The sequence below is a fragment of the Nonomuraea sp. NPDC050790 genome (assembly GCF_044456745.1).
Lineage (GTDB): Bacteria > Actinomycetota > Actinomycetes > Streptosporangiales > Streptosporangiaceae > Nonomuraea.
Genome location: NZ_JBITGF010000002.1, coordinates 785,530 through 800,516 on the forward strand (window position 1 = coordinate 785,530; position 14,987 = coordinate 800,516).

The 14,987-nt window shown below is 72.8% G+C and carries 14 protein-coding genes; 6 read left to right on the plus strand and 8 right to left on the minus strand.

Annotated features, from left to right (window positions below; genetic code table 11):
• Window positions 1-20: 20 nt before the first annotated feature.
• The 5 genes from ACIBEJ_RS12100 (at window position 21) to ACIBEJ_RS12120 (ending at window position 5,805) form a co-directional block, all read left to right on the plus strand.
• Window positions 21-1,178: a CaiB/BaiF CoA transferase family protein gene (locus tag ACIBEJ_RS12100; RefSeq protein ID WP_397182687.1), complete on the plus strand. Its 1,158-nt coding sequence runs from the start codon at window positions 21-23 to the stop codon at window positions 1,176-1,178.
• A complete protein-coding gene (locus tag ACIBEJ_RS12105) occupies window positions 1,175-2,662 on the plus strand; it encodes a carboxyl transferase domain-containing protein (RefSeq protein ID WP_397182688.1) in 1,488 nt (495 codons plus the stop codon). The genes ACIBEJ_RS12100 and ACIBEJ_RS12105 overlap by 4 nt, the downstream gene beginning before the upstream one ends.
• Before the next feature lie 61 nt (window positions 2,663-2,723).
• Window positions 2,724-3,350, plus strand: coding sequence for a TetR/AcrR family transcriptional regulator (locus ACIBEJ_RS12110; RefSeq protein ID WP_397182689.1), 627 nt, complete (start codon window positions 2,724-2,726; stop codon window positions 3,348-3,350).
• Complete coding sequence (locus ACIBEJ_RS12115) at window positions 3,347-4,237, plus strand: ATP-binding cassette domain-containing protein (RefSeq protein ID WP_397182690.1); 891 nt, start codon at window positions 3,347-3,349, stop codon at window positions 4,235-4,237. Before ACIBEJ_RS12110 ends, ACIBEJ_RS12115 begins: the two co-directional genes overlap by 4 nt.
• Complete coding sequence (locus tag ACIBEJ_RS12120; RefSeq protein ID WP_397182691.1) at window positions 4,234-5,805, plus strand: ABC transporter permease; 1,572 nt, start codon at window positions 4,234-4,236, stop codon at window positions 5,803-5,805. Before ACIBEJ_RS12115 ends, ACIBEJ_RS12120 begins: the two co-directional genes overlap by 4 nt.
• On the opposite strand, the gene ACIBEJ_RS12125 is transcribed toward ACIBEJ_RS12120, so the two are convergent.
• From ACIBEJ_RS12125 to ACIBEJ_RS12155, 7 genes are read right to left on the minus strand one after another with little or no spacing between them, the layout of a single operon-like run.
• A complete protein-coding gene (locus ACIBEJ_RS12125) occupies window positions 5,798-7,756 on the minus strand; it encodes a hypothetical protein (RefSeq protein ID WP_397182692.1) in 1,959 nt (652 codons plus the stop codon). The two genes, ACIBEJ_RS12120 and ACIBEJ_RS12125, sit on opposite strands and share 8 nt — an antisense overlap.
• Window positions 7,753-8,265: a sigma-70 family RNA polymerase sigma factor gene (locus ACIBEJ_RS12130; RefSeq protein WP_397182693.1), complete on the minus strand. Its 513-nt coding sequence runs from the start codon at window positions 8,263-8,265 to the stop codon at window positions 7,753-7,755. The genes ACIBEJ_RS12125 and ACIBEJ_RS12130 overlap by 4 nt, the downstream gene beginning before the upstream one ends.
• 56 nt (window positions 8,266-8,321) lie before the next feature.
• Window positions 8,322-8,708 (minus strand): hypothetical protein, encoded by a 387-nt coding sequence (locus ACIBEJ_RS12135; RefSeq protein ID WP_397182694.1) that lies wholly within the window; start codon window positions 8,706-8,708, stop codon window positions 8,322-8,324.
• The gene (locus tag ACIBEJ_RS12140; protein ID WP_397182695.1) at window positions 8,705-9,151 is read right to left on the minus strand and encodes a hypothetical protein; all 447 of its coding nucleotides are present in this window, start codon (window positions 9,149-9,151) and stop codon (window positions 8,705-8,707) included. The genes ACIBEJ_RS12135 and ACIBEJ_RS12140 overlap by 4 nt, the downstream gene beginning before the upstream one ends.
• Before the next feature lie 9 nt (window positions 9,152-9,160).
• The gene (locus ACIBEJ_RS12145; protein ID WP_397182696.1) at window positions 9,161-9,952 is read right to left on the minus strand and encodes a carbon-nitrogen hydrolase family protein; all 792 of its coding nucleotides are present in this window, start codon (window positions 9,950-9,952) and stop codon (window positions 9,161-9,163) included.
• Entirely contained in the window at window positions 9,912-10,823 is a 912-nt protein-coding gene (locus ACIBEJ_RS12150) for a DUF418 domain-containing protein (RefSeq protein WP_397182697.1), read from the minus strand. Before ACIBEJ_RS12150 ends, ACIBEJ_RS12145 begins: the two co-directional genes overlap by 41 nt.
• A complete protein-coding gene (locus tag ACIBEJ_RS12155; RefSeq protein WP_397182698.1) occupies window positions 10,820-12,784 on the minus strand; it encodes an alpha/beta fold hydrolase in 1,965 nt (654 codons plus the stop codon). The genes ACIBEJ_RS12150 and ACIBEJ_RS12155 overlap by 4 nt, the downstream gene beginning before the upstream one ends.
• A 25-nt stretch (window positions 12,785-12,809) precedes the next feature.
• On the opposite strand from ACIBEJ_RS12155, the gene ACIBEJ_RS12160 reads away from it, so the two are divergent.
• Window positions 12,810-14,030: a pyridoxal phosphate-dependent aminotransferase gene (locus tag ACIBEJ_RS12160; protein WP_397182699.1), complete on the plus strand. Its 1,221-nt coding sequence runs from the start codon at window positions 12,810-12,812 to the stop codon at window positions 14,028-14,030.
• On the opposite strand, the gene ACIBEJ_RS12165 is transcribed toward ACIBEJ_RS12160, so the two are convergent.
• Window positions 14,023-14,946, minus strand: a complete 924-nt coding sequence (locus ACIBEJ_RS12165) for a LysR substrate-binding domain-containing protein (RefSeq protein ID WP_397182700.1) — start codon at window positions 14,944-14,946, stop codon at window positions 14,023-14,025. The genes ACIBEJ_RS12160 and ACIBEJ_RS12165 overlap by 8 nt on opposite strands.
• Window positions 14,947-14,987: the final 41 nt, after the last annotated feature.

The following is a 14,987-nucleotide window of genomic DNA, read 5'->3' on the forward strand; positions in this document are numbered from 1 at the left end:
CCCCGGGATGGAGGTTGATCTTGCTCGGACCCCTAGGCGACATCGTCGTGCTCGATCTGTCCAGGGCCCTTGCCGGTCCGCACGCCGCCCAGATGCTCGGTGACCTGGGCGCCAAGGTGATCAAGGTGGAGCACCCTGACGGCGGTGACGAGTCGCGGGGCTGGGGGCCGCCGTTCGTCGGGCCGGAGCATGACATCTCCACGTACTTCCTGGCGGCCAACCGCAACAAGCTGTCGCTGGCCGTCGACCTGAAGTCCGACGAGGGCAGGGCGCTGATCGAGCGGCTGGTCAGGCAGAGTGACGTGGTGATCGAGAACTTCCGCACCGGGGTCCTCGAACGGCTCGGCCTGGCGGTGGAGCGACTGCGCGAGATCAACCCGCGCCTGGTGGTCCTGTCGATCACGGGGTTCGGACACGACGGCCCGGAGGGCGGGCGGCCCGGCTACGACCAGATCGCCCAGGGCGAGGCGGGGCTGATGTCGCTGACGGGTCCCAGCGCCGAGGAGCCCTACCGCGTGGGGGCCTCGATCGCCGACCTGCTCGCGGGCATCCACGGCGCGTACGGCGTGGCCGCCGCCCTGTACGAGCGCGAGCGCACGGGCGAGGGCAGGATCGTCCGCACCTCCCTGCTGGCCGCGGTGACCGGCGTGCACTCCTACCACGGCACCGCCTGGACGGTCGGCGGCCAGGTCCCGAGGGCCAACGGCAACCACCACGTCTCCATCGCCCCGTACGGCGCCTTCCACTGCGCCGACGGCATGCTCCAGATCGCCGTCGCCAACGACACCCAATGGCGAAAAGTCGCCACCCTCCTCGGCATAGACCCAGATATCGCGAAATATCGCACTAACCGGGACCGCTTCCAGCACCGCGACGACCTCATCCAGGACATGGAGAAGACCCTGGCCGCCCACGACCGAGCCCACTGGCTGGCCGTTCTCGCGGAGCAGGGCGTCCCGGCCGGCGCCATCCGCTCCCTGGACGAGGTCTACGCCTGGGACCAGACCCGCTCCCAGGGCCTGCTCGTGACCGTCGAGCACCCGGTCCTGGGTCCCATCGAGCTCCCGGGCCCGCCGCTGCGCTTCGACGGCCTGCCGCCCGCCGAGCACACCGCCCCGCCCGCGCTCGGCCAGGACGGCGCCGCGGTCCTGGCGTGGCTGGAGGAGCGCGAGCGATGATCGACAGCCGCCCCGACGCGCGCGCCCTCATCCGCGCGGTCCTGGACGAGGGCTCCTGGCGCTCCTGGGACACGCCGCCGGTCGACCCGGTGCGCCCCGACTCCTCCTACGCCGACGAACTGGGCGTGGCCCGCGCCAAGTCCGGCTACGACGAGTCGGTCGTGACCGGCGAAGGACTCCTCGACGGCCGGCGGGTGGCGGTGGTGGCCAGCGAGTTCTCCTTCCTGGCCGGGTCGATCGGCGTGGCCGCGGCCGAGCGGATCGCCTTGGCCGTGGAGCGGGCGACCGCCGAGCGGCTGCCCCTGCTGGCCGCGCCCGCCTCGGGCGGCACCAGGATGCAGGAGGGCGCGCTGGCGTTCGTGCAGATGGTGAAGGTCACCGCCGCGGTGCAGGCACATCGGGCGGCGGGCCTGCCGTACCTGGTGTATCTGCGGCATCCGACGACGGGCGGGGTGTTCGCGTCGTGGGGGTCGCTGGGGCACGTGACCGCCGCGGAGCCGGGGGCGCTGATCGGGTTTCTCGGGCCGAGGGTGTTCGAGTCGCTGCACGGCTACCCGTTCCCCGAGGGCGTGCAGGTGGCCGAGAACCTCTACCGCCACGGCCTGGTGGACGCGGTCGTCTCGGCCGAGGCGGCGCGCTCGATCGCGGTGCGGGCGCTGAGCGTGCTGTGCGCGCGGGTGGACGACCTCGATCCCGGGCTGCCGCCGGAGGAGGACCTGCGCCCGGTGGAGGCGTGGGAGGCCATCACCCGCTCCCGGCGCGACGACCGTCCGGGCGTGCGGACGCTGCTCAAGCTGGCCGCCACCGACGTCACCCCGCTCAACGGCAGCGGCGAGGGCGAGAACGAGCCCGGCCTGATCCTGGCGCTGGCCAGGTTCGGGGCGGCGCCGGCGGTCGTGCTCGGCCAGGACCGGCGGCGCCAGCGGGTGGGTGCGCCGCTGGGCCCGGCGGGGCTGCGGGTGGCCAGGCGCGGCATGCGGCTGGCCGCGGAGCTGGGGCTGCCGCTGGTCACGGTGATCGACACGGCGGGCGCGGCACTGTCGAAGGCGGCCGAGGAGGGCGGGCTGGCCGCGGAGATCGCCCGCTGCCTGGCCGACATGGTCGCGCTGGAGGCGCCGACGGTCTGCCTGCTGATGGGGGAGGGGGCGGGCGGCGCCGCGCTGGCGCTGCTGCCGGCCGACCGCGTGCTGGCCGCCCAGCACGCCTGGCTGTCGCCGCTGCCGCCCGAGGGCTCCTCCGCGATCCTCTACCGCAGCGTCGACTTCGCCCCCGAGATCGCCCAGGCCCAGGGTGTACGCGCGACGGACCTGCGCAGGAACGGCATCGTCGACCGGGTGGTGCCCGAACTGCCGGATGCCGCCTACGAGCCGAGGGCGTTTGCCGAGCGGGTGGGCAGGGCGCTGGAGTACGAGATCGCCACGGTGCTCCGGTTCACCCCGCAGGAGCGCAAAGACGCCAGGAGGTCACGCTATCGCGCGCTTTGACGCCAAAAATACTGACTGAACACTTGTATGGTCGCCGGTACATGCGTCTAGCATGTTGGACATGCGACCAGTTTCTGACGAGGATCTGACGGCGCGCGCCCGCATCCGGGACGTCGCGATGGCGCTGTTCGCCGACAAAGGGGTCAAGGCCACCACGATCCGCGGCATCGCCGAAGCGGCCGGGGTCTCGCCCGGCCTGGTCCAGCACCACTTCGGCGCCAAGGAAGACCTGCGCGCGGCCTGCGACGAGTATGTCCTGTCCTACATCCGCGCCCAGGTCAAGACCGGGGTCACCGACCGCAACCTGGAGGACCCCGGCTTCATCGAGCACGTCCACCGCACCGCCCCGCCGCTCATGCAGTACCTCGGCCGCGCGCTCGTGGACGGCTCGCCCGCCGCGGCGGCCATGTTCGACGAGCTCGTCGCCGTCACCGAGGAACACCTGGCCGGGACCGACGAGCCCGGCGCCGACCACCGCGCCCGCGCGACCGTCCTGACGGCCATGAAGCTCGGCCTCACCGTGCTGCACGAGCACGTCTCCCGCGCTCTCGGCACGCCCGTGTTCGGCGCGGAAGGGGCCATGCGGGTCGGCAAGGCCCAGCTCGACCTCATCAGACCGGAGTTCCTGGGCCGCGAGCTGTTCGAGCAGGCGCGGACGGGTCTGGAGAAGGCGGAGGGACAACGATGAGCACCGCCGTACGCGCCGAGGGCCTGGTGAAGACGTTCGGCCGGGCCCGAGCCCTGGACGGGCTGGACCTCAGCGTCAGGACCGGCGAGGTGCACGGCTTCCTCGGGCCCAACGGCGCTGGGAAGACCACCACCATCCGCGTGCTGCTCGGCCATATGCGCGCCGACGGCGGCCAGGCCGAGCTGCTCGGCGGCGACCCCTGGCACGAGGCCACCGAGCTGCACCGCCGCCTGGCGTACGTGCCGGGCGACGTCACCCTCTGGCCGACGCTGAGCGGCGGCGAGGTCATCGACCTGCTCGGCCGGGTGCGCGGCGGCCTCGACCCGCGCCGCAGGGCCGACCTGCTCGACCGCTTCGAGCTCGACCCCCGCAAGCGCTGCCGCGCCTACTCCAAGGGCAACCGGCAGAAGGTCGCGCTCGTGGCCGCGTTCGCCTCCGACGTCGAGCTGCTCATCCTGGACGAGCCCACCTCCGGCCTGGACCCGCTGATGGAGGCGGTCTTCAACGACTGCGTGCGGGAGGAGAAAGGACGCGGGCGCACCGTCCTGCTGTCCAGCCACATCCTGTCGGAGGTGGAGACGCTCTGCGACCGCGTGTCGATCATCCGGGCCGGCCGTACCGTCGAGTCGGGCAGCCTCGCCGACCTGCGCCACCTCACCCGCACCTCGGTCACGGCCGAGCTGGACGGCCCCGCTGCGGGCCTCGCGCGGCTGCCCGGCGTGCACGACCTCACCGTGGACGGCGACCGCCTGCGCTGCCAGGTCGACGGCGCGGCCCTCACCCCGGTGCTCGCCGAGCTGGCCAGGGCGGGCGTGCGCACGCTCACCACCCAGCCGCCGACCCTGGAAGAGCTGTTCCTGCGCCACTACGCGGGGCCGGCCCGATGACCGGCCTCGGCGCGCTGATCCGGCTCATCCTGCGCCGCGACCGCGTCCTGCTGCCCGTCTGGATCCTCATCAGCGCCGCGCTCCCGGCCGCCGTCGCCGCGAGCACCGCCCGCCTCTACCCCGGCCAGGCCGCCCGCGACGCCTTCACGCACGCCTCCATGAACAGCCCCGCGCAGCTCGCCACCCGCGGCGTCATCCACGACGCGAGCGTCGGCGGCCTGACCGCCTGGACGCTCGGCTCCTCCGGCGCGCTGATCGGCGGCCTGGTCAGCATCCTGCTCGTCATCCGCCACACCCGCGCCGAGGAGGAAACCGGCCGACGCGACCTGCTCTCCTCCGGCGTCGTCGGCCGCCACGCGCCCCTGGCCGCCGCCCTCGCCGTGGTGCTGGCCGCCAACCTGCTGCTGGGCCTGCTCGGCGTGCCCGGCCTGGTCGCCGCCGGCCTGCCCGCGGGCTCGTCGCTGCTGTTCGGGCTCTCCACCGCCGCCTCGGGCTGGTGCCTGGCGGCCGTGGCCGCCGTCGCCGCACAGCTCACCACCGGATCCGGTACGGCCCGCGGCCTCGCCATCGCCACCGCCGGAGCCCTGTTCGCGCTCCGCTCGCTGGCCGACACCGGCGGCGCCGCCTGGCTCGCCTGGCTCACCCCGTTCGGCTGGACCCGCCTGACCAGGCCGTACGGCGGCGACCACTGGTGGGTCCTGGCCCTGCCCGTGGTGTTCGTCGTGGCGGCGGGGGCGGCGGCGTTCGCGCTGTCGGCCCGGCGCGACCTGGCCGCCGGCCTGCTGCCCACCCGCGCGGGACCGGCCGAGGGCACGCTGGGCGGCGCGTTCGCGCTGGCCGGGCGGTTGCACCGGGGCACGCTGACCGGCTTCGCGGTCGGCTTCGCGCTGGTCGGCGGCCTGATCGGCTTCTCGGCCCGCGGCCTGGACGCCCAACTGGACACCCAGGCGCTCAGAGGGCTCGCCGAGACCATCGGCGGTCCCGGCGCCCGGATCTCGGATGTGTTCTTCACGTTCATCCTCTACGTCATGAGCCAGCTCGTCGCGGGCGCCGCGCTGGTGTCGGCGCTGCGGGCGCGCGGCGAGGAGGCGGCCGGGCGGGCCGACCTGCTGCTGTTGGCGCCGGTCGGCCGGCTGCGCTGGGCGCTCGGCCACCTGTTCTACGCGGTGTTCGGACCGGCGCTGCTGCTGGCCCTGCTCGGCGGCGTGGCCGGGCTCGCCTACGACGGCGGCGTGCTGCGCGTCGCGGGCGCCACCCTCGCCTACCTGCCCGCGGTCTGGACGGTGGTCGGCGTGGCGGTCCTGCTGTTCGGGCTGCTGCCCCGGCTGGCCGCCGTCGTGAGCTGGAGCGTGCTCGGCCTGATCCTGGCCGTGGACCTGGTGGCGGAGTTCAAGCTGGCCGGCGGGTTCGTGCTGGAGCTGTCGCCGTTCGTGCACGTGCCCGCGCTGCTGCTGGGCCGGGGCGCCGCGCCCGTCGCGGCCCTGGCGGGGCTGAGCGTGGTCGCGGCGGCGCTGGCCGCGGCGGGGCTGGTGCTGCTGCGCCGCCGCGACCTGGCGCCCTCTAGCTGAGGCCCGCGTCCTTCCACGTCCACAGGACCGCGCCCTTGGCGTCGTAGCCGGTGAAGGTGAGGTCCGGCCAGGTCAGGCCCTTCTTGGCCACCTCCGCCGGCACGGTCGCGGCGAACATGGTCACGCCGTGCCCCCAAGGGTCGGGGACGGTCTCGGCGGTGACCCTGCCGGCCTTCGACACGCCCTCGATCCTGGCGGTGCCGGGGAGGGCGAAGCCGTACCAGACGTCCTTGTGCTGGCCCCAGCGCAGGGGCTCCTCGGGGCCGAGCACCGTGCGCAGGCCCGTGCCCGGCTGGCGCTCGAAGGAGCCCGGCAGCATCCGGCCGTCCTTCCAGAAGTGCAGGCAGGACGAGCCGCTCAGGTGGGCCGAGACGCCGCCGGGCAGCGACCGGCCCGTGCCCTCCGGCTCGGTGGCCCGCATGCAACCGTGGTCGAGGAACCGGGTGCGTTCGAGGGTGCGGCCCTTCTCCTTGTAGGCGAGCGCGAAGATCTTGACGTTCGCCGGGAAGCGCAGCGTCCACACCGGCGCCGGCGCGCCCTCGATCCGCTGGATGCTGGCGGGCAGCCTCTTGCCGTCCGCGGTGATTCCGGTGATGGCCTGCGTCCCGGCGGGCAGCACGCCGTAGGCCAGCTCGGCGCCCGGCTCCGGCAGATAGGTGGTCTTCGTGGACCAGGACAGGGTTTTGGCGTCGAGCTCGGCCGTGGCGCAGCCGGTGGACTCGCGCCCGCTCGGCTCGACGCCCCCCTTGGCGCACAGCTCCGGCCCCTCGCTGCCCTTGGCGAACCACAGGCGGACCGGGCCGAAGGTGAAGTCCTCCGTGCCCGGCACCACGATCTTGCCGGTGATCGGCTCGCCGGAGTCCTGCTCCAGGGGAGGATCCTGGCGCCAGATCTCCCCGCCGGCCGCGTCGTAGGCGACCAGCGCGTACCGGTCGTCCTCGGAGCTGACGTCCGCGGGCAGCGCGAACACGCCCAGGCCCAGCCCCCACGGGTCGGCCCGCGGCGTCAGCGTCAGCTCGCGCCCGCCGGCCCGCCACACGAGGCGTGCCACGTCCTGCCTGGCCGCGCCGAACACGACGCCGTCATCCACCTGCAGCCGGACCGGCCACGGCCGGTCGGCGCCGCCGTCCTTCCACAGGTAGCGCTCGTTGAGCGAGATCGAGCCCACCTCCCGGCCGGCGCGCGTCCAGATTACCTCCATGTCCGTCGCGCCGGCCTGGGTCTCGTTCGGAACCTGGTAGGGCCGCAGCGACAGCCCACCCGCCAGCTCGTACGGCCGGCCGGCCGGCCTGGCGTTAGCCGCGCGGCCCGCCAGCATCGACCGGGGCATCTCCCCGAGCGTGCGCCGTTCGGTGTCGGCGAACTCCACCTTGGTCACCTGCTCGGCCGCCGGGTAGCTCACGCTCCAGATCGCCTGCGGCGCCCCCCGGACCGGGTGCACCGTGCCCGCGAGCTGCCTGCCGTCGCCCGTCACCGCCCAGACCTGCTTGGTCTCCGGCTGGGTCAGGCCGTAGTCGACGACCCGGTCGCCGTCCTGCGCCGAGCCCTCGTACGTGCCCGGCCCCTGCCCGTAGACGGGCGAGCACGAGCCGACCGGCTCGCGCCCGGCGGTGATCAGCGAGCAGAGCTGCGGATTGCCGTGCCTGCCCTTGGCGAACCACAGCTTCAGCCCGTCGAGCTCCACCGGCTGCCCGTGCGGCGTCAGGCTTGCCATGATCTGGTGCTCCACCGTGCCGGGATCGGCCGCCGAGTTCCTGCCCAGGCCCCCGTTGAGCAGGACAGGAACGAACAGCGCGATCATCGCGACCGGGATGGCCGCCAGCAGCCAGCGCCCCCGGCGCGGGGGCAGGGGAGTGCGCGAGTGCACGTTCAGCCAGGCGTTCTGGCTCGGCAGGTAGGTCTGGGCGCGAGCGTCCAGCGCGGCCTTCAGCCGCTCCTCCAAGGGAGTCACGCGTCCTCCTCAAGGGCCCGGCCCAGCGCGGCCAGGCCCCTGCTCGCATGCGTCTTCACCGAGCCGGGCGACACGCCCATGGCCGCGGCGATCTCACGCTCGGACAGATCAAGCCAGTAGCGCAGCACCAGCGCCTCCCGCTGGCGGCGGGGCAGCCGGTCGAGCGCCTCCAGCAGCTCGCGGTGCTCCTCGGCGAGGATGACCGACTGCTCGCTGCTGCGGACCGGTTCCGGGGGTTCCGGGCGGCGCAGCCGTATCAGGCGCAGGTGGCGCAGGCGGTTGCGGGTGAGGTTGCAGACGATGGCGCGCAGGTACGCCACGGCCGCGCCGTCGTCGCGCAGCCGCCCGGTGTGCAGGCGGGCGAACGCCTCCTGCGCGATGTCCTCGGGGTCGTCGGCGCCGAGCAGGCCCGCCAGCCGTACCAGAGACTGGTAGTGGGCCGCGAACAGGTCGGCGAACGACGGCGGCGCCTCCCGCACCGGCGCGAGCGAGGTCGTTTGTCGGTTCACGCCCCTATAGACCCACGAGTGTCGCCGTGGTTGACAGGAAATGCCGGAAAAGGCGGTTATGGCACAGGGATGCGTTCCACCCGGATCGAGAAGACCTCCTCGCGGGGGACGACGACCTCGTAGGCGCCGTGGTCGACCATCCAGTAGCCCAGGGCCTCGGCCTTCATGCCGCTGTGGCCGGTGTAGGCGATGTGCAGGCCGTCCTCGTCCTCGTCGAGCACGATGCAGGGCTCGCCGCCGAACGCCGCCACCGTGCGCACGAGCACCAGCCACTCGACGTCGGCCCGCTTGACCGTGCGCCGCCAGTAGCCGGAGGCGGCCTCGAAGCCGGCCAGTTCCTCCTCGCTGAACAGCACGACCTCGTCGCTGTCGGGGCCGAGCGCGGCGGGGAAGGTGCGCTCCTCGAAGCGCGCCACGAAGCCGGAGGTGATGGGGACGCTCATGCCGCAGGCCGCCAGGTCAGCCCGTCGTAGGCGGCGAACGGGCGCTCGGACTCGGCGCCGACGTGGACGATCTCGGCGCCGGCCGGGATCGGCATCGGCATCGTGTGGAACTGCGGCACCACGTGCTCGCGTGAGGTGGTGAAGCCGTTGCCCGCGAACGGCGGCGTGTCGCTCCAGTCACCGCCCATGTGCGGCCCGTACGGCACGGCGTAGGTGTCGACGTCGCGCGCGTACCAGCGCATCACATACAGCTCGGGCACCTCGGCCGTCAGCTCCGATCCTTCGAACGACAGGTCGAGCCCGTGGTAGAGCTGCCTGGGGGTGGTCAGCCGCGCGCAGTCCTGCACGCGGTAGACATATCCGGAGATGACCGTGCGCTTGCCCGACAGATAGGGCACGAGCAGACGCGGCGGGACCACCTTCTGCATTTGCGTTCTGCTCACGACACCACTTTACGATCGCGTGACCCCGAGCACCCGATGTTCAAGGCACGGAAGGGTCTTCCTCATCGTGGCCGTGGCCTCCAGGTCGGCCTCGACGAGCTGGACTCCGGATGCACTGCCCAGATCCGCCCGGACCACTCCCAGCGGGTCGACGAGCATGCTCCGGCCGACGCCGAAACCGTCACTCGACTCGGCCGGGTTGGGAGCCTGACCGACGGCCGCGGTCCACGTCGTGTTCTCCAGGGCGCGGGCGCGTACCAGCGTGATCCAGTGGTCCTCCTTGAGCGGCCCAGAGCCCCAGGCGGCGATCACCGCGAACATCTCCGCGCCCTTGTCCACCAGGGCCCGGGTCAGCTCGGGGAAGCGGACGTCGTAGCAGGTGACGAGCCCGATTTTGAGTCCCGCCAGCTCGACCACGGACGGCTCGGCGCCCGCCTCGACCAGCTCCGACTCCTTGGCGCCGAAGGAGTCGAACAGGTGGATCTTCCGGTACGCGGCCTGGATCTCGCCTCGGGCGTCCATGGCGACGGCGGTGTTGTACACCCGGTCCTCGCCCGGCTCGAACACGCCCGCGATCACCGCGGTGCCGTGGGCACGGGCCGCCTCGGCCACGCCGGTCACGAACGGGCCGTCCAGGGGCTCGGCCAGGTCGGTGATGCGCTTGCCGTAGCGGGTGAGCGTCGCCTCGGGGAAGATGGCCAGGTCGGCGCCTTCGGCCTCGGCCAGGGCCTGCCGTACCCGCTGGAGGTTGACGGTGGGGTCAGGGGACACCGGGATCTGACAGAGGGCGATTCTCGTCACGTCTCGACTCTAGACCGTTGGGCACCCGGCGGAACCAGGTCAGGCACCGCCAAATCCACTCAAGCGGCCCGTAGCGGTAGCGGGTGAGCCACCACCGGCTGAACATCGCTTGGGCGGCCACCGTCGCCCCCGCCACCACCAGGACCCACCAGCCGTCGGTCACCGGGCCGGTGAGGAAGATGACCAGCGTGCCGGAGACGTAGTTGGTGAGCGCCAGCCTGCCCATCGGCTCCAGCACCGCGGCCAGCCAGGGGCGCAGGACCAGCAGCAGGCCGGTGCCGTAGGCGAGCGCTCCGGCCAGGGCCCCAAGCGTGTAGTAGGCGGGGATCGAGCTGGAGCGGTAGAAGACGGTCAGCACCACCGTGGCCACCGCGCCGACGGCGAAGAAGGGCGCGAGCAGCCGTCGGTCCGGCCTGAGCTGGATCAGCGCCATCCCGACCAGGAACAGCCCCGGGATGATCAGCGTGCCGCCGCCCTGCCACACGCCCCAGCCGGTCGCGACCAGGCCGAGCACCAGCACCGGGTAGCCGGACGCCAGGAACGAGGCGGGCAGCAGCACGGCCGCGCCGAAGGCGGCGTAGTCGGTCAGCACCTCGCCCTCGTAGAACGTGTGCTGCACCAGCCCGAACATCAGCAGGAAGAACAGCCGGCGCAGCAGCACCCCGCGCGAGCCGCCGCGCAGGAACAGCACGAAGCTCATGCCGAACAGCAGCGAGAAGATCGGGTAGAAGCGGCCCTGGAAGGCCGACTCCATCACCGAGTCCAGCGGTTGCTGAGGCGGATCGTGCGGTGCGTGCTGCCAGGTGTTGACCAGCATGATGCCGCACACCGCGAAGCCGCGGAGCGCGTCGAGCTCTCGGATGCGCGTCACAGGAACCAGGCAAACCACCATACGAGGAACCCGCCGCCCACCACGAGGGCGACCAGGTGCGGCCACAGTCTTCTGGCCGGTTTCGCCTCGATGGCCCACACCGCCGCCGCCACGCTCAGGGCCACGGCGCCCACGGCGAGCCAGCCGTACGTCTCCACGTTACGCGGGACGCCGACGGCCAGGGCGGTCTCGTTGGTGCTGAGCAGGGCGTACACCGACTGCGCCGTCAGGCCGACCGCCGCCAGCCCGGCCAGGCCCGCGAACGCGCTCAGCCCCCGCCCCCGCACTCCGCCGCCGACCAGTTGCACGAGCGCGACCAGCGCGAACAACACCAGCGGCACGGCCGGCCAAGGGGCGAGCATGATCTGGTACGGCGCGCCGGTCACCAGCATCGACCCCGGGGCGAACCGGTCGAGCGCCGCCCGGCTCGGGACGCACGGCTGACTCCACGAGGCCGGGGCCTCGACGAACGTGGCGATGGTCTGGCGGCCGCAGGTGGTGGCCATGGCCAGGAAGACGGCGTGGCCCGCGCCCGCGAACTCCACGAACGTGGCGCCGGGCAGTTCGGCGGCGGCCGGCCTGCTGGTCCTGGGCGGCGTCGTGGGATCGAACTGCCCACCCAACACCAGCACCGGCACCCCCACCGCCTGCCTTGTGCCATCGGGGTGCGCCCCCGCACCCGCCCGTCCCGCGCCCCCGCCCTCTCCCGCCACGCCCCCGACGCCCTTTCCCGCCACGCCGCTGGCGTCCGTTTGTGCCGCGCCCTTGTCGAGCGGCCGGGCGCCCGTCTGCATCACGCTGCCGGGGTGCGCCCCGGAGCGTGCCGCGCTGGTGGGGTGCCTCCCGGCGTTCTGGAGGCCGCCTGGGGCCGTCGGGTCTGTGGTGGCAGGGCTGGTGGGGAGGTTCCAGGCTTGGCAGACCGCCTTGTCGTTGGTCACCGTGAAAAGGCGCGAAATTTCCGGAAATTTCGCCTCATCCTGGCATTGGACGGCGTGATACAGCCCGAACTCGTGCGAGGTCAGCGCCCCGCCCACCGCGTCGGCGAGCGGGCGCAGCAGTTCCTCATGACCAGAGGCCAGCGCGTCGATCAGCGCGGGCGCCACCGCCACCAGCTCGGCGTCGTGCAGCGCCTCGGCCAGCACCGTGGCCACGTCGTCACCGCTCATCCGCGCCGTGAACGACTCGCCGAGCAGCGGATCGGTCGTCGGCACCCGGGCCGGGCTCCGGTTGTAGCGCTCCACCATCGCCTCGAACCGGTCCTTCACCCCCAGCGCCGCCACCGTGTCGGCCAGGTTCCGGTCGGCGTCGCGGTACCAGTCGACCTTCTCCGGCAGGTAGGAGTCGAGCACCATGGCCCGCACCCCGCCCGGATCCGCCTTGGCCGCCTCGACCATGACCCGCGTGGAGTAGCTGACCCCGAACAGGTTCCAGGCCGGGTAGCCGAGCTTCCTGCGCAGGTCCACGACGTCCGCGACGATCTCGCGCGTGTTGTAGCCGCGCAGGTCGATGCCGCGCTCGGCCAGCCGTTCCCGGCACTTGACGGCCCCCGCCGCCACGCCCGCCGCGCCGCTCTCCGGGCTGCGCAGCCGGTCGAGCATGGCCGCGACCGTCTCGGGACAGGTCAGCCGGGGCTCGGAGTACCTGCCGCCGCGCTGCTCGACCGTCACGACGTCGCGGTCGGGAAAGAGCTGACTCAGGAACCCGGTGAGCTGCAACGACGACGACGCCGGGCCGCCGCCCATGTAGACGATCGGGTCGGGCTTGCGCGCGGGATCCTGCGAGCGGCGCACGGCGTACCCGACCTTGATGGTACGGCCCGGCGCGTCCCTGCGTTCGGGAACCTCCAGGAACCCGCAGGTGGTGCCGGTGGGAACGGGGACGGGACAGGCGTCGGCGGCCCGGACGGCGGCGGCCGGAGGGGGGACGCTCAGAGCGAGCGCGATCACGACCCTGATGATCACAGGTCGAGCCTAATAGTCTGGGGCCGTGACGGAACCCCTTGTATCCAGGATGCGCGCCTTCGGCACGACGATCTTCGCCGAGATGAGCGCGCTGGCCGTGCGGACCGGCTCGATCAACCTCGGCCAGGGCTTCCCCGACACCGACGGCCCCGCCGCGATGCTCGACCGCGCGGTGGAGGCGATCGCGGCGGGCGCCAACCAGTACCCGCCGGGTCCGGGCGTGCCCGATCTGCGGCACGCGGTCAGCGAGCACCGCGCGGCCCACTACGACCTGGCCTACGACCCCGACGGCGAGATCCTGGTGACCGTCGGCGCCACGGAGGCGATCGCCGCGAGCGTCCTGGCCCTGTGCGAGGCGGGCGACGAGGTGATCGCCTTCGAGCCGTATTACGACTCCTACGCCGCCTCGATCGCCCTGAGCGGGGCCCGCCTGGTGGCGGTGACACTCCGCCCCGTGGACGGACGTTTCACCTTCGACCCGGACGAGCTCCGCGCCGCCGTCACCCCGCGCACCCGCGCCATCCTGGTCAACTCCCCCCACAACCCCACCGGGACCGTCTTCACCCGCGCCGAACTGTCCGTCATCGCCGACCTCTGCCAGGAACGCGACCTGACCGCGATCACCGACGAGGTCTACGAGCACCTGACCTTCGACGGCGTCGAGCACATCCCGCTGGCCACCTTCCCCGGCATGCGCGAACGCACGGTGATGATCTCCTCGGCGGGCAAGACGTTCTCGGTCACCGGCTGGAAGACCGGCTGGGTCTGCGCACCCCCGCCGCTGCTCACGGCCGTGCAGACGGTGAAGCAGTTCCTCACGTTCACGGCCGGCGCGCCCTGGCAGTTGGCGGTCACCTACGGGCTGCGCCACGAACTGGACTGGGTCGCGGCCCTGCGCTCCGGCCTCCAGGACAAGCGCGACCGCCTGATGGAGGGCCTGGCCTCGGCGGGCTTCGAGGTCCTCCGGCCGGCGGGCACGTACTTCGTCCAGACCGACATCCGCCCCCTGGGCTTCACCGACGGCCTGGAGCTGACCCGCAGGCTGCCGTCGCTGGCGGGCGTGGTGGCCATCCCGACCCAGGTCTTCTACGACCACCCGGAACGCGGCGCCCACTTCGTCCGGTTCGCCTTCTGCAAGAAGGACGAGGTCATCGACGAGGCGGTATCCCGCCTGAAACGCCTCACCAAACCCCCAACCAGCCCCACCTCGTCCGCGCGATGTCAGCGGGGAGGGTGGGTCAGGTGATGATCTGGACGGGGAGGCGGCGTTGGCGGACGGCGCTTCGGACGGCCTTGGCCAACTGGGCGTGTTCGGCGGCTCGGGCTGAGGAGGCTCGGTAGGCCAGGCCGATCGTGCGGCCGGGGGCGGGCGGGGTGAAGCGGCGGAGCGCCAGCCGTACCCTCTTGCCGGTTTCGACCGGGACGGCGGACTCGGGCAGGAGCGTCACGCCCAGGCCGCCCGCCACGAGCTGCACGAGCGTGGGCAGGCTGGTGGCGTAGGTGGTCGCGGTGGCGCGCGCGCCGACCTCGCGGCAGACGTCGATGGCCTGTTCGCGCAGGCAGTGGCCCTGGTTGAGGAGCACGATGTCGAGGCCCTTCAGGGCCGCGCGGCCGAGCGGCTCCTCGCTCGCGGCGAGCGGATGATCTTCCGGTACGGCCAGCAGGAAGTCCTCGTCGTAAAGCGGTTCCTCGACCAGCCCGGTCACCTCGGTGGGCAGCGCGAGCAGCACCATGTCCAGGCGGCCCGCGCGTACCTCCTCCAGGATCGTCTCGGTCTTGGCCTCGTGGACGGTGAGCTTGAGGCGGGGGAAGCGCTTGGCGAACATCGGCAGCAGGGCGGGCAGGACGTAGGGCGCGACCGTGGGGATGACGCCCAGGTGGGCGGGGCCGCTGAAGGGCGCGCGGTTCTGGGCCACCTCGCCCATGAGGTCGCCGACCGCGGCCAGGACGCGCCGCGCGTGCTCGGTGACGCGTTCTCCGGCGGGGGTCAGCAGCACCTTGCGGGTGGTCCGTTCCACCAACTGCTGGTCCAGGACCTCCTCCAATGCCGCGATATTTCCGGACAAAGTGGGCTGGCTGATCCGGAGCGTGCTCGCCGCCTCCCTGAAGTGGAGGTGCTCGGCCACCGCCAGGAACGCGCGGAGCTGAGCCAGCGTCGGCATGGGCTCACTGATAGGGAACACCTCTCGGATTGGTCCGGCTG